This is a genomic window from Methanosarcina barkeri str. Wiesmoor (genome assembly GCF_000969985.1).
Lineage (GTDB): Archaea > Halobacteriota > Methanosarcinia > Methanosarcinales > Methanosarcinaceae > Methanosarcina > Methanosarcina barkeri_B.
The window spans coordinates 1,136,542-1,152,141 of record NZ_CP009526.1 but is presented as its reverse complement, the minus strand read 5'-3'; the positions used below and the strand labels follow the sequence as shown (position 1 = coordinate 1,152,141).

General features: G+C 32.9%; 11 protein-coding genes and 2 pseudogenes. 10 read left to right on the top strand and 3 right to left on the bottom strand.

From position 1 onward, the window contains the following. Positions 1-26: 26 nt before the first annotated feature. Together MSBRW_RS23215 and MSBRW_RS05115 are read right to left on the bottom strand one after the other, a co-directional pair. The gene (locus MSBRW_RS23215) at positions 27-272 is read right to left on the bottom strand and encodes a hypothetical protein (RefSeq protein ID WP_011305078.1); all 246 of its coding nucleotides are present in this window, start codon (positions 270-272) and stop codon (positions 27-29) included. Beyond that, positions 269-1,012 (bottom strand): glycosyltransferase family 2 protein, encoded by a 744-nt coding sequence (locus MSBRW_RS05115; protein WP_011305079.1) that lies wholly within the window; start codon positions 1,010-1,012, stop codon positions 269-271. Before MSBRW_RS05115 ends, MSBRW_RS23215 begins: the two co-directional genes overlap by 4 nt. Positions 1,013-2,442: 1,430 nt before the next feature. Between MSBRW_RS05115 and gmd the strand changes: the two genes are divergently transcribed. The 10 genes and pseudogenes from gmd (at position 2,443) to MSBRW_RS20805 (ending at position 14,799) form a co-directional block, all read left to right on the top strand. After that, entirely contained in the window at positions 2,443-3,564 is a 1,122-nt protein-coding gene (gene gmd / locus MSBRW_RS05110; protein WP_011305080.1) for a GDP-mannose 4,6-dehydratase, read from the top strand. 53 nt (positions 3,565-3,617) lie between these two features. Continuing rightward, positions 3,618-4,556, top strand: coding sequence for a GDP-L-fucose synthase (gene fcl / locus MSBRW_RS05105; RefSeq protein WP_011305081.1), 939 nt, complete (start codon positions 3,618-3,620; stop codon positions 4,554-4,556). Between the two features lie 227 nt (positions 4,557-4,783). Continuing rightward, a complete protein-coding gene (locus tag MSBRW_RS05100) occupies positions 4,784-5,734 on the top strand; it encodes an NAD-dependent epimerase/dehydratase family protein (protein WP_011305082.1) in 951 nt (316 codons plus the stop codon). A 314-nt stretch (positions 5,735-6,048) separates the two neighbouring features. After that, positions 6,049-6,510 (top strand): NAD-dependent epimerase/dehydratase family protein, encoded by a 462-nt coding sequence (locus MSBRW_RS05095; RefSeq protein WP_011305083.1) that lies wholly within the window; start codon positions 6,049-6,051, stop codon positions 6,508-6,510. A 630-nt stretch (positions 6,511-7,140) separates the two neighbouring features. Then, positions 7,141-8,206 (top strand): annotated as a pseudogene (locus MSBRW_RS05085) (IS5-like element ISMba15 family transposase). 1,029 nt (positions 8,207-9,235) lie between these two features. Next, positions 9,236-9,718, top strand: coding sequence for a hypothetical protein (locus tag MSBRW_RS20120; RefSeq protein WP_011305085.1), 483 nt, complete (start codon positions 9,236-9,238; stop codon positions 9,716-9,718). 209 nt (positions 9,719-9,927) lie between these two features. Beyond that, positions 9,928-10,116, top strand: a complete 189-nt coding sequence (locus MSBRW_RS05075) for a hypothetical protein (RefSeq protein WP_048102255.1) — start codon at positions 9,928-9,930, stop codon at positions 10,114-10,116. Between the two features lie 394 nt (positions 10,117-10,510). Further along, the gene (locus tag MSBRW_RS05070) at positions 10,511-11,818 is read left to right on the top strand and encodes a flippase (protein ID WP_011305086.1); all 1,308 of its coding nucleotides are present in this window, start codon (positions 10,511-10,513) and stop codon (positions 11,816-11,818) included. A gap of 59 nt (positions 11,819-11,877) precedes the next feature. After that, a complete protein-coding gene (locus MSBRW_RS05065) occupies positions 11,878-13,863 on the top strand; it encodes a hypothetical protein (RefSeq protein ID WP_011305087.1) in 1,986 nt (661 codons plus the stop codon). Positions 13,864-14,116: 253 nt separating this feature from the next. Then, a protein-coding gene (locus tag MSBRW_RS20805; protein ID WP_076611662.1) for an IS1-like element ISMba2 family transposase occupies positions 14,117-14,799 on the top strand; the annotation gives its coding sequence in 2 pieces (ribosomal slippage) (positions 14,117-14,438 and positions 14,438-14,799; 684 coding nt in all). Between the two features lie 8 nt (positions 14,800-14,807). Here MSBRW_RS20805 and MSBRW_RS20800 read toward each other — a convergent pair. Next, positions 14,808-15,432, bottom strand: a pseudogene (locus MSBRW_RS20800) (transposase); the annotation flags it as partial. Between the last annotated feature and the right edge of the window lie 168 nt (positions 15,433-15,600).

The following is a 15,600-nucleotide window of genomic DNA, read 5'->3' as shown; positions in this document are numbered from 1 at the left end:
GTTTTTAAGAAATAATTCATCACAGTTTAAACTGTATTCACATCCTCCAAAATGGCAGATATCGAATGCAGCAAGATACCTGTCAAAGCCATGAAACTCCCTACGATAATAAACAGAATCATGAGCATGGTAGGCCCGAAATACAAATTTTTTCCCATCGTGAAATCCTGTACGAAAAAAGTGTCCATAACAAAACTGCTTATTCCAAGAATCAATCCCGGGACTGTAAGGTAGTAAAAAGGCTTGTTCAATTCGATATCTTTTAAAATCATAAGAAAACTCCAAAGCCGTGTTTTATCGGGTTTACAGTTGAACAGTCAACGTCATATCGGACTCCAATTTCAACTCCGACTATACGAAGACCAGGTTTGCCTGCGTCTGTCAGCATTTCGCTTTCTATAGACATTTTCTGAGCTTTGAAGCGAAAAATATCTTTTGTTAAGGCTGAAAAGGCACGAAAGCCGCTCTGGGAATCGGTAATCTGAAGCCCGGAGTTTAGCTTGGTAACCCCGTCAAGAATATTCTGACCGACACGGCAATAGGAAAGAGTATACTTGTCCAGGCCATTTAAATACCTGCTACCGTTGGCCATATCGGCTTTACCTATAATAATAGGACCGAAAAGCTTCGGGATTTCGGCTGGGTTATGGTGACTATTGGAGTCCATGGTAACTATAGAGTCCATGGTAACTATAATATCTGCACCCAGGTCGTATATAGCCGCAAAGACGGTCTTGAGGGTTGCCCCTTTCCTTTTGTTTACCTCATGAACAATTACCTCGGCTCCTGCTTTACTTGCAATTTCTGCTGTCCTATTCGGGCTGTCATCATCGACCACGATTACGCTGTCAGCATAGTATCTGGTAAGCAGGACTACACTTCCGATGGAAACTTCGTCATTATAGTCAGGAAGGATCACCACGACATTTTGCGGGGCTGTGTTCTTCACACACATGCTTTGTTTTTGGGCTGTGCACTTGGCACTCTTGCCCGCTAGTCGTTCTTTGCTCAATTTGGGTGACCCCCTCTGATAGTATACAATTTTAAGTGAATTTGCGTATGAACCTGAAAGGTCATCTAATTCCGATAATATTATAAGTGTGTAATATATACTGTAATATTAACTTTTTGGAGACTAATATGAAAAACCATAATATAAATTTACTGAAATTATTTCGGCAAATGCTAATAATTGGGTAATGATGTTATTGGTCATCCTCTTTGTAAAACAGAACATAAATTTTAAGTGATTTTACTAAAAGCCTGGAAATATAGCTCCATAAATATAAATTTCCATTATAAGACCTCTCGTAAAGTATAAATTGAGATTCCAAAAAAGTTATCCTGCAAACCTTACGGCATCTTCTTGGAGATTTTACAAATGAAATCCGTATTTGGAATAGTATTTTCCGAAATATCCACAACTTGAGAACACTTGCGGCAACATCTGAAGAAATGAAGAAAAGCCGGAGGAAAAACACAATGGTTGGTCAGGCAACTTCGGTCGGAATTACGGTCTTTTTACAGCATTCATTAGTCCTGCTATCAAATGCAATAAGACTCCTGTCAAAGCCATAAAAGTAAAGGTCAGAGCAACAGGATCATTAAAAGGATAGACTCGGGATTAAAACTTCTGCCGGAATATCAGCACAACCTAGTTAGTAACTGACTAATTTATCTTTTAATTTTTTTTGATTTAACTCCCTGTCATTTATAACAAGTTTAATAATTTTTACAGAGAAAATTTCAACAAATTTGTCTCTCTAAATCGAGAATTCAAATTGAGTCGACATATACAAAGTTAAAAAATAACTAAGTTTGCTACTGAGATATTCAAATTTATTACAAAGATTTGAAAAAAGATTGCATTAAGTGTTAATATTATATATGAATATAACATTAATTAAATTTTTATAATTAAATTTTGTATTCAGCGACATTTCATGGTGCGATTTTAAAGGCATCAAATGTAATTTTTGATCAAATAAGCAATTGTAGTCCATTTTTTTGCATTTAATGCGTTTTCGTCAATTTTGGCAAAACCTCAAATCCTAAATAATAAGTATCAAATCTCCAGAAAGTTGTCCCACTTTCTAAAAAGTAATCTCATAATTTGCACTTAAAATACAATTTTTCAGTAAAATTTCGGAAAAGTTTTTGTTTTTAATAGAATTTATCTAAACAATTGTATTAGGAAATTATTTATAAAAATATAACCAAAAATTAAGAACAGATAGTCAGAAAAAACTAGAAGCAGAAGTAATAAATGCAAACCAATGTATTTAAATAATTAATAAATGTAATTTGTTAAAAATTAAGAGGGAAAACAGAGTTTCCGATGAAGACAAGATGAAATTATGATGGGTGAAATTATTCGCAGCACAAGACTAGAAATTTAATAGATTAATTTTTATAATTTTTAACGAAGTAGAGGAAAATAGTTTGTCCAAAGTTGCATTAATAACTGGAATTACAGGTCAGGATGGCGCTTATCTTGCCGAATTATTACTCGAAAAGGGATACATTGTGCATGGAATCAAGCGGCGATCTTCTTCTTTTAACACGGCAAGAATTGATCATCTTTACAAAGACCCCCATGAGAGAAATGTTAATTTTTTCATGCACTATGGGGATTTGACAGATTCTACCAATCTGATCCGCATAATCCAGGAAGTTCAGCCTGATGAAATATACAATCTTGCAGCCCAGAGCCACGTTCAGGTATCTTTTGAGACTCCAGAGTATACGGCAAATTCTGATGCTATAGGAACTCTCAGACTACTAGAGGCTATCCGCATCCTGGGTTTTGAAAAGAAAACAAGATTTTACCAGGCTTCTACCAGTGAACTCTATGGGAAAGTCCAGGAGGTCCCCCAGAAAGAAACTACTCCTTTTTACCCAAGAAGCCCGTATGCCGCAGCCAAACTGTACGCATACTGGATTACAGTCAACTACCGGGAAGCCTATGGTATTTTTGCATGTAATGGAATCCTTTTCAACCATGAATCTCCAATCCGTGGTGAGACTTTTGTGACAAGAAAAATCACAATGGCGGCTACAAGGATAAAATACGGCATGCAGGATAGGCTTTACCTTGGAAACCTTGATTCAAAAAGAGACTGGGGTTTTGCAAAAGACTATGTAGAAGCCATGTGGCTGATGCTCCAGCAAGAAGAGCCCGACGATTACGTTATAGCAACGGGCGAAACTCACTCAGTCCGAGAATTTATTGAACTTGTGTTTAAAGAACTCGGAATCGATATAATCTGGCAGGGAAAAGGAGAAGAAGAAGTCGGAATCGATGCCCTTACAAATAAAATCTTAGTTGAAGTAGATCCTGAGTATTATAGACCCACTGAAGTAGAAATGTTGATTGGCGATTCATCAAAAGCCAGAAGAAAACTTGGCTGGCAACCAAAAGTCAGACTGGAAGAACTGGTAAAGATGATGGTAAAGTCCGATGAAGAAGAAGTCCTGAAAAGTTATCCTGCAGAGAAATTAGCTTCCAGTCAGGAAACTGAGGAAGAGTCAATAAAATCAGAATTAGATATCAGGAGTTTGTAAATTTCAGAACAGTACCTCAAAAAGTAAAATTTTTTTAAAATAAAGGCGATAGAATGGAAAAAGAATCAAAAATTTACGTAGCCGGACATAGGGGCCTTGTAGGTTCAGCCCTCAAAAGAAAACTTGAATCAAAAGGCTACACCAACCTTATTTTTCGTACCCATAAAGAACTAGATCTTACAAACCAGCAAGCTGTAAATAAATTCTTCGAACAGGAAAAGCCTGAATATGTCTTCTTAGCCGCAGCAAAAGTGGGCGGAATCCTTGCCAACAGCACCTATCCCGCTGAATTCATCTACGAAAACCTGATGATTGAATCAAATATTATCCATGCTGCCTACAAATGTGGTGTGGAAAAGCTGCTTTTCCTTGGCTCTTCCTGTATTTATCCAAAACTCGCCCCTCAGCCTCTCAAGGAAGAATATCTATTGACTGGCTCCCTTGAAGAGACAAATGAAGCCTATGCAATTGCAAAAATAGCAGGCATAAGGCTCTGCAAACATTACAACCATCAGTATGGAACTAATTTCATTTCTGTAATGCCGACGAACCTCTATGGACCTAATGATAATTTTGACCTTGAAACTTCCCATGTGATGCCTGCATTGATAAGGAAGTTCCATGAAGCAAAGGTGAATAACAAACCTGAAGTTGTTGTGTGGGGTACAGGCAAGCCTCTCAGGGAGTTCATGCATGTGGATGATATGGCTGATGCATGTGTATTTTTGATGGAAAATTATGATTTTTCTGAGGTAGGAGAGTTTGTAAATATAGGTGTTGGAGAAGATGTTACAATCAGTGAACTTGTAAAATTAATAAAGGAGATTGTAGGGTTTGAAGGAAAGATTAATTATGATACTTCAAAGCCTGATGGAACTCCAAGGAAGTTGATGGATGTTTCGAGGTTGAATGGATTGGGATGGAAAGCCAGGATGTCATTGAAAGATGGAATTAAAGAAACTTATGAGTGGTATCAAGATCAAATCAAGTGAAAGGTTTTGATTGCATATAAATGAGGAAACTGATAGAATAAAAATGGTATTCTCTTCAAATTTATCTCTTGTGTTTATTGTTTTTTGATATATTTTATTTTTTTAAAAGTTAACGTGTCAATAGAATGTGTTTTTTGTAAGTAAATACTGAATTAATAAACAGAATTTGTCAAATTAGGATTAATAAATTGGATTAAACAACTAAGCAAAAATTTAGGGATAAAACAATGCCTGCAAAAAATAAAATACTTGTGACAGGAGGAGCCGGTTTTATAGGAAGCCACCTCACAGATCGTTTTGTAGAAAAAGGGAATAGAGTTACTGTTTTTGATAACCTTAGCTCAGGAAAAATGGAATTCATAGAAGATCATCTTGAAAATCCGAATTTTACTCTGATAGAGGGAGATCTTCTTGATCAGGATGTAATTGAGGAGGCCTGTAGAGGCATTGATCTTGTTTGCCATGTGGCTGCAAATCCAGATGTCAGGCTCGGAGCTTCGGATACCAGAGTTCACTTGAATCAGAATATTCTTGCGACTTATAATCTTCTGGAGGCTATGAGGAAAAACCATATTAAAAAGATTGCATTTACTTCCACCTCGACAGTTTATGGAGAAGCGAGCATTATCCCTACTCCAGAAGATTACGGCCCTCTTATCCCTATATCTCTTTACGGCGCCTCCAAATTGGCCTGTGAAGCTCTTATAACTTCATATTCTCATACCTTCGACATGCAAGCTTGGATATTTCGCTTTGCAAATATTGTTGGCCCACGAAGCACACATGGAATTACCGTTGACTTTATACAAAAACTGCAAAAAAATTCCGATATGCTGGAGATCCTTGGAGATGGCAAGCAGGAAAAATCCTACCTTCATGTGTCAGAATGTGTTGAAGCTATATTGTTTTTAATAGAGAATAGTGATGAAAAGGTAAATATCTTCAATATTGGCTCTGAGGATACGATCAGTGCCACAGAGATTGGAAAAGTTGTTATGGAAGAGATGGGGCTTTCTAATGTTAAAATTATCTACACCGGAGGAAACAGGGGTTGGAAAGGCGACGTGCCAAGGATGAAGCTGGGGATTAAAAAAATGAAGAGTTTGGGCTGGAAGCCGGTATATACGTCGGAGAGAAGTATTAGGGACGCAGCAAGGATATTACTTGGAAGAGTGTGATTTAAGATATTAGGGATATATTTTTCAGTTAATTCGAATCTATCCCAAAATTTTTCATAATCTCATTATTGCTACTAATATAACTCTCAAATATGGGTTTCTTTGATTTGATCTCTTGGAAATACTTTTTTGCACTGTTCTATCAACTAAAGAGCTTTTCGATTTCATTTTTCTTTTTGTTCTTCCTCTTCTGATTTTGTTTACTGGTATAGCTTCATTACTTTTTTATTTAGAGAAGGGTTGATGGTGTTTCTTTTCTTAACGCCATAATTTACAATCATCCCCACTAAAAGTACAGCTAAAAACTAGTAATTTTGGAAAAACTGCCGACCTGCCTATATAGACCTAATGATAATTTTGATCTTGAGACTTCCCATGTGATGCCCGCATTAATAAGGACGTTCCATGAAGTGAAGGTGAATGACAAACCTGAAGTTGTTGTGTGGGGTACAGGCAAGCCTCTCAGGGAATTCATGCATGTGAATGATATGGCTGATACATGTGTGTTTTTGATGGAAAATTATGATTTTTCGGAGGTAGGAGAGTTTGTAAATATAGGGGTTGGAGAGGATGTTACAATCAGTGAACTTGTGGAATTAATAAAAGAGATTGTAGGGTTTGAAGGAAAGATTAATTATGATACTTCAAAGCCTGATGGAACTCCAAGGAAGTTGATGGATGTGTCTAAGTTGAATGGATTGGGATGGAAAGCCAGGATGTCATTGAAAGATGGAATTAAAGAAACTTATGGGTGGTATCAAGATCAAATCAAGTGAAAGGTTTTGATTGCATATAAATGAGGAAGTTAATAGAATAGGGTCCTTCCAAATCAGTATTAAGACTAAGGATATACAATGCTTATTTTGGATAATAAGTATGCATTTAGAGTTCCCTCAATTAAGGTACACCCTAAAAATCAATTTTTTAGATAAATAATCTATAATACTCTTTTAAATCAAGAAGATAGCGAGATAAATACTTTATTCTTTTATAACTTATATTTATTTATAAATAAGGCATCTGATGTCGTTTTTATCCCTACAAAATTCAATGTTAAAAGTAAGGGGAAATCAACGTTTAATCTACTAATTAAAGTATTTAAGTCTTTTAAACAGCAAATAGATCTTTTAATGAATGTACCTTAACGGGGAAAGGGCTGGCACTACATTTAATTGGGCAAATAAGGTTTAATATCCCTTAAAAAACTAATCATTTTTCAAGGGGTCTATAATAGATAGGGTCCTCTTAAACTCACTCTCAAACTAGAGGTTATTACTTATTTGTTCCATTTATTAAGGTTATTAGTAGTTCCCCTCAAAAAAGTACATTCAATTTTTCGTCTGAATTTTAATTAATGTCATAAAAAATCGTAAATTTTATTGAGAAGGATTTTCAATCCTTCTCTGGTGATTATTACGAAACCTCCACTTATACCACTAAATGAAGATTTCAAATGGCAATTGTTGTCCGAAATATTAAATGTTTTTGATTTGAGATTCTGTAAGCAAACTCTTACAAGGAGGGGCATTGTGCCCCTCCACAGATCAGTACCTACTATAAAAATTGTTCTTCTAAGCATGTTTTTTTCTTGTGAAATCTCTTATGCTATAAAGGAATTAAAAGAAAGAGAAATCTTGAGAAACTTTTTAAAAATCAGTTTAGTACCAACTGAAAAGGAAGTTTATGGCATTCTTAGTAAGTATGAACCCCAAGAGTTTACTGCTTTTGTTTTTGAAATATTGAATGATTTATGCCCTAAGAGAAAAAAATGGATCAAGAGACATTATTATTGATAGTACTGACATAAACCTTAACCTGAACTGGCACGCTAAAAAGATTACCAAAGAAAGCCTAAAAAACAAAGAATACAAGTGGGGCCATTCAACCCATAGAGGTTTCTTCATTGGTATGAAACTTACTCTTGCACTTGATTCTCAAACATTAAAACCTTTAGCGTTTCTGATTAATGAAGCAAATGTAGCAGAACCTAAAATTTATCCTGAAATACTTAAAGAACTTAAAAGAAAGAGAATAATAAAAGCAGGTGACGTTATCTATGCTGATAGAGGATACTATTCCTATGAAAACTACGTTATATCTGTAAGAAATTTTAAGGTAGTACCTTTAATTTTTCCAAGGAAAAACTGTAATTTTAAGAAACTTTTCAATATGTTTAGATATCCTCTGAAAATATTTGATTTAAGAAGAAATACTGAAAAAGAAATTAAATTCTACAAAGAAATAATTGCAAAGTTTAAAGAGTTAATAAGCAAATGGAAAGAACTCAGATCTGTAAGGTCAATTATAGAAGATGTATTCAAAATAGCGAAGAAAGCATACTCTATGGAGAATTTACACAGATATACAAGGAGTTCTGTCCAAAAATACTGTTCTTTAGCTGTACTTTTAGTAGGGGTAACTGTAAATTACGGTATTAATGAAAGGAAGGAATTGCAAGCCTTCTCTGAATGAAGAAATTAAGAGGGGACTAATAATAGAATAAAAATGGTATTCTCTTCAAATTGTATGGGTAAAAATAAATTTTATGTATTTGCTGAAAATTTAAGAATTTCACCAAGCCTGAGAAACAACCTCAAACTATAAATTCAACTTTATAACTGTATGGGGAAATTGTTGTATATTTATTAAATTGGAAAATTCTCCATTGAATTTGGAGAGAATACAAAATTATTTCTCAAAATGAAAAAAATTGTGGAATAATGCTATTGGTCATCCTTTTCGTAAAAAGGAACATAAAGTTAAGTGATTTTGCTAATGCCTGAAAAATATAGCTCCATAAATATAAATTTCCATAAAGGACATCTCGAAAAGTATAAAATAAGACTCCAAAAAATTAATTTTTCAAACCCTGGGGCATCTTTTATAATATTTTACAGACAAAATTCATATTTGGAAGAGGATTTTCCAAAATATCCACTATGTGAGATTATTTGCGGCAACTTCTGAAGAAATGAAGAAAAACCGGTTAGAAAACATAGTGCCTAGCCATATAGCTTTAGTCGGAATTACGGCCTTTTTACGGCATATTTATCAGACCTGCTATCAAATGCAGTAAACTCCTGTCAAAGTCATAAAAGCCATAGGCAGACTATATGTGATCATTAAAAGGAATGGATCGGAGATTAAAGTTTCTGCCGGAATGTTAGCAGAATCTGGATAGTAATTTACTAATTTATCCATTAATTTTCTTTTGATTTTACTCATATCATTTCTAACAAGTTTAACTACTTCTGCTGAGAAATATTCAACAGATTTGTTTTTCTAAAGCGAGAATTCAAAATGAATCGACATATATATAAAGTTAAAAAATAATTAAGCTTGCTACTGATAGCTTTAAATTTACTGCAAAGATTTGCAAAGAAAGATTAAAAACTCCACACTTCCGTGATTTAGGAATGACAAAATATAATTTCATATATTTTCATTGCCTAAAGGCAATTCTGCTTGAACTAATTACAAACCAGAAAGGAATCTCCTTGGATGCTCCGCGAAAAATATTCGGAAGAAACCGAAAAACAAATGAAATCATTTTTTGATTCATTAAATGAGAAAGACCGAAGAAGATATGCAGCTATAGAAGCAATTAAGTTAGGTCATGGTGGACAAAAGTATATAAGTAGTGTACTGGGCTGTCATTTCCAAACTGTCATGGCTGGAATTAATGAAATCACTAATGGTATAAAAACACCTGATGACAGAATTCGAAAGCCTGGTGGAGGTAAAAAGAAAATCATCGACACTGTGGAAAATATCGATGAAGTCTTCTTTGAGATCTTAAAAGATCATACTGCTGGAAGTTCTATGGATGAAGAAATAAAATGGACAAACCTTTCATTTAAAGAAATTTCAAATGCTTTTAAATCGAGAGATGTGAATATATCCTATATTCGGCAGGTCGACATTTCATTTTCGATACTTTTTGCTGATGGCGATTTTGAAATGATGAACCCTTATTGTGTGTAGTTGTGAAGTTTACATATGATTCAAACATAATCTCTCATACTAAACTTTAATGGAAAAATGATTCAGTGTTTATATGTGTCGTGGGAGTTGAGCCATATGTTAATCAACTTTAAATCTAATGTATATTTATCAAATATTCAAAAACGATATCAAGAGAAATATTCAAATTCCTTATATCGACCTGCAGAATCTAGGATATATCACCATATGTGGTAAAGCAGCTTTTGGAGAAACACGGTTTTGTAGAAAGAAAAATGAAAAAAGCTGTTACAATGACAGACTGTAAAGACAGAAACAAGCAAAAAGTAAGTGAAAACTTCAAGGAAAATATGAAAATTGTATTTGATGATTATTTGGGGAAATGGAATTATAGAGCAATTCCAGAAGGAAAAACTTGAACTTATATTTCAAGCATTCCTTAATAAATTGTGTAAATAACTATGAGCAAAAAACTCAGAGGACTACTACCTGAGTAGCAAAAATAACAATATAAAATTGAGAAAAATCGAACAGGGGGTTTGTAAGAAGGTAGACAAAAGTGAGTCTGCGTGATTTACTATTATTTTATTTCAGTCGAATACCCCGCTAGCTTGCTGCGGGGATGGAAAACTTCCCCAGTAACCGTTGATGATAATATAATTTCTCAATTCCATATTCGGTTATTAACTTCTGTTCAAACTAAATTGTTAAGGGTTATTATTTCCTTTAACGGAATTTGATAGTAGTTTTTGAGAGCTGCAAATTTCACAAATTTATCCGCTTGATTTTATCCCCTTTAAAGGCAGGAAGAAGATGTTTTTCATTAATAAACTAATAAATGCAAGGCAATATATTCTAAGTTACAGATCCAATAAAACAATAAGAGATGTACAGTGGTCATTTTTAAGCCTTGTAACATCATCTCTTGCTCATCTTTTATTAAGAATGGTACTTGGTAAAGAATTAGGTCCAAAAGGGCTTGGGACCTATACATTGGTATTTACAATTTATATTTTTGGAATGCAGTTCGCCGCTTTTGGCTTTGGAGCGGCGTTGACAAACTCTGTTGCAAAATATAAAAATAATATATCTAAAACAAAAGATTATATTTCTTCTGGTGTTATAGGTTCTATAGTTAGTGGCTCAATAATGGGCATAATATTATACTCATCTTCTGAGTTTATATCTGTAAATTTTTTTCATATTCCTGAAATGGTAACATTGTTAAAAATAACAACAGTCTGTTTCCCATTTATAGCAATTCAAAAAGTCACATTAGGTACATTGAATGGATTCAGAAAGATGGATCATTTTGCAGCGATAAATATTCTCCAAAACACATTCGTCTTTCTAGTATCAATTTTCTTTGTGTTTTTCTTGAATATGGGAATTACAGGAGCAGTAATTGGTTTTGTAGTTCCTACAGTGATGATAGGAGTTTTATCTCTGTTATATATCAGAAGATCATTTTCTTTGCCTTCCAGAATAGTATTAGTTAACATCTTGAGAGAAATTACATGGTTCGGATTTTATGTGGTGCTTGGAAATTCCATTAACATGATTAACACACAAATTGGCAGTTTACTTATAGGTCGTTTCATGAGTGAAACCGATGTAGGGTACTATGCTACAGCAGTAATTATAATACAAGGTATGACATTAATTCCAAGCGCCATCAACACAGTAGCAACACCAGCAATAGCTACACATCATGAGAAAAAAGAGCACTCAAAAATCAAAAAATTAGTTAAAAATACAATGATAAAAATTTTTTTGATTGAAATAATATTTTTAATTTTATTAACTGTGTTTGGAAAATATATCATTCTCATACTATTCTCAGAAGAATTTATACCGGCATATACACCGATGTTAATATTATCCATTGGATACCTGATATATGCACCATGGATGTCTGTTGGCTCAATATTTGCAAGCATTGGAAAAGTAAATTTATCGTTTAAACTTAATGGCCTTTGTGCTATACTAAACACAACATTAAACTTTTTATTGATTCCAAAGTTTGGACTAATAGGCGCTGCAAGCTCTACAACTTTCTCGTTAATATTTACTTTTATACTAAACTTATGTTTTATAATAAAATATATAAATATAAAATAAAGAAGTTTAAATGTAAATTATTGAAAAAGTAAAATCTTTCGATATAGAGGAGTCTGGAAATGTACTTTTTTAAAGATTTAGCACCTTACATGATCATAGTCACAATAATTATTTGCAGTCTTATTGCTATTAAAATTAAAAAAGAAAAAATTAATACAATTGATAAGGTATTTTCGGTTGCTGGTTTTTTGCTAGGATTAATTATAACATTTTTAAATTTAATATATAGCAACAATTACATATTCTCTATAGGACCTTTAATATCAATAACTTGCTTAGTTTATTTACAAAACCGTGATAAATTTATAAGATACTCAAACAATAAATTAAACTTAAACTTAGAAACCAAAGTTTCAAAATTCATGGACATTTTATACTGGGGATGTATAGCAGTTGCGATATATAGTTACAACACTGCAGACCTTTATCACAGATCATTAATTTTCTTCATAAGTATCTCTATTGGGGTGGCAGCATTAGGTTCTAAAATTCTAACATCAAATTTTAAAAACAATATTACTATACTTATACTACTATTTAAAATAATGTTCATTTCACTACTAGTAAGAGCTTCTGTGTGGTTTATCTCACCTTATCCAGTAGGACATGATTCATGGGCACATTACGAATACATAAAAAGTTTTTTAGATACAAAGCATATAGAAATTGGAATATATCCAAGTGAAACTGGTATGGATAATTACTATACCCATTATCCAATAGCGCACTTACTGTCATGTACAGGAAACTTGATTGAAAATTTGAATATAAAAGAATCAATGTTTATTATCAGTATAGTGCTTGTATTAAGTTCAATATTCTTTTACTTATTCATAAAAGAGATATTTAATGACGAAAGAGTTGCATTATTCTCTACTTTACTGTTAAATATGTCAGAACATCATCTGTTCTGGGGAATTTTCATAGTAGCAATGAGTTTTGGAATTGCAATATACACTTTTTTAATTTGGTTATTAATTAAACAAAGTAGTAAAAAATATCTTATGACGTATAGGAGTTTTACAATATTAAACACAATTTTAATTGTAAATTCACATGTTGTAGCGGCTTTTATTGGAATTATATCTTATATTAATATTTACATATGGCAAAGTTTGTATGTTCACGTTTGTAAGAAAAATATATATAAAAACAAATTAAGTATTTGCGGACTGATAATAACGTTCATTGTTATCTTAGTGTATAAATGGACAGATCCAAACTATCCATTTTTAGATCTTATAATTATTGGACTAGAGAAATCATTAAATGTTGAATCACAATTTTTAAATCGAATGACGTTATCCAATATTCAAGATTCATTGTATACATTATACGATATACTGGGTTTTTTAATTTACCTTTTTTTTGGTGCAATTGGAAGTCTAGTTTGCCTATCAAAAAATCATATAAATAATATTAAATTCTCACTAATTTTAACAAACGCAGTTTTATTCTTCATAATGTTTTGCTTTCCATTGTTTGGAATGAAAAATATTGTGCCATTTAGGTGGCAAGTTTATATATATATTACATTTATACCATTTGTAGGTTATGGTATTCTGCAATTTTTAAATATATTTAGTAATAATGCTAAAAAAGGTATTTGTTTCATTTTAATCTTACTATTAACATCTACTTTTTTGATGATGACTTCTAACTATGCAAATACTGATTCACCGATCTTTGCTAAAGAAACAACCAGTAAACTCCTTTGGACTGAATCTGAAATGGCATTATTTTCAAAAGTAAACAATTCGTATAACGGAGTCATTGTAAGTGATTTACAAACATGCAATAGACCTTTTAGAACATATCTTAAAAGAGATAATGCAATATCTTATAAATTAACAATTAACAAAGAAATAGATGTTGATTTTTTAAAGGGAAAGATGATTATTTATAGAAAAGATTTTCAAACACGTGCTGTACAAATGGGAGGGTATAAGCATCCCCTATATTTTATAGGTTCTGGTTTCGAATCAACATTAGATCAAAAGTTTAATTGTATATACGATACAAAGGAAGCAAAAGCGTATATTTGAACCTATTCCAAACTCAGTATTTCCAAATTTCCTTAGTTTTAATACTAGTGTCAAGAAAATTTAGTTATTGGTCATATAGTAAACTTGAATCATCATGTTCTGATGAGAGGATATCAATGATTATGCATAATAATTAAATTATCATAACACTAGTTTGGAATGATTCTACCTACTTTCCGCAGTATTTTTTCACATATAATATTGGCTTTGGTAGTTAACTATAGTTATGTATAATGAGAACCTATATTTCTATATGAACTGCCCAAGGTGTAATAGTTCCACTCACAAAAAAAATGGTATAGTTTTTGGACGTCAACGCTACAAATGCCATGATTGTGGATATAACTATACCGTAGAGGTAAAATCAACTGCTAGCTCCCCTTCTGTTAAGAGACAGGCTTTGCAACTCTATCTTGAAGGGTTAGGATTTCGCTCAATAGGACGATTTTTAGGAGTAAGTCATATTTCTATCCAAAAATGGATAAAGAAATTTGGTCAGGAGTTGGAGGACCTAAAAAGCGAAAATGAGATATCTATTGTTGAAATGGATGAGATGCACACTTACATCGGTAACAAAAAAATATTTCTGGATCTGGATTGCTGTTGATAGAGTTAGGAAAAAAATTCATCAACTGCTCTTTTGGCAGCAGAGGAACGGAAACTGGACAACTAATATGGGAAAAATTAAAGCAAAAAGAGATTGGAGAAGTGATGACAGATCACTGGAGAGCATATGCAGAGTTTCTTCCAGAAAATATTCATACTCAATCCAAAGCCGAAACATATACAGTTGAAGGATATAACGGCATATTGAGGCACTTTCTGGCAAGGTTGAGACGAAAGACAAAATGTTATACGAAGAGTATTGAAATGCTAAAGTACTCTGTTCTTCTATTGATGAAACATAGAAATAAAGAGATAGCTATAATTAGTTAACAATACCCTTGCTTTATATACTTCGCAACTACAGCTTTTACTTTGTATTTTCCACTTTCATTCAATTGATCGTAACCACGACAGTTGCCAAACTGTTCATCTTCAAGTTTGTCTACTTCAATACCTTTTTTAATTCATTGTTAACGTATTCTCCAATAACTCTCAAGACCTCTTCCAAAACCACATTATTTTTTGACGCAGAAGCTTTTACTATGGAGCCGTCAATACTTAACTGCTCAAGACTTATTACTCCTAGATCTTTAGCTGCTTTAACTGTGTTTTTGAACAGTTCTGTAATCAATTTTTCATTTTCTTTTCTGAAATCACTGATTGTTCTAAAATCCGGTTGAGGTTTTCAACCAAATACATGTAAACTACATTTTCTCGGACATTGCGAGCTATCGCTCGCGATGATCGAACTCTGTCAAGCATAGATTGAATCAAAATTTTACACATTATGCAGGGATGATAAGCTGGGTGTCCAGAACCGTCATACGTTGTTTCAAATTCACTGAGATCCATCTCATCTATAAAAGACTCAACCAAGTAGCAGATATGATCTGAAGGAATTAGATCTCGAATATCTGGAGGCAAGATCCAAACTTGATTCTTTGAAGATTTGATAAACGCCATAAATCAAAAAAGTAGTAAAATATTATATAATAATTAATATATTCAAAGCAGAAACCTCAATTAACTGAGATAATTGTCGGACAGCCTGTAAAGAATGGGGTATTCGTGACCCTCTGCACTCCAGTAGTAATAAAATAAATAATTACTAACTTATATTTATATATTTAT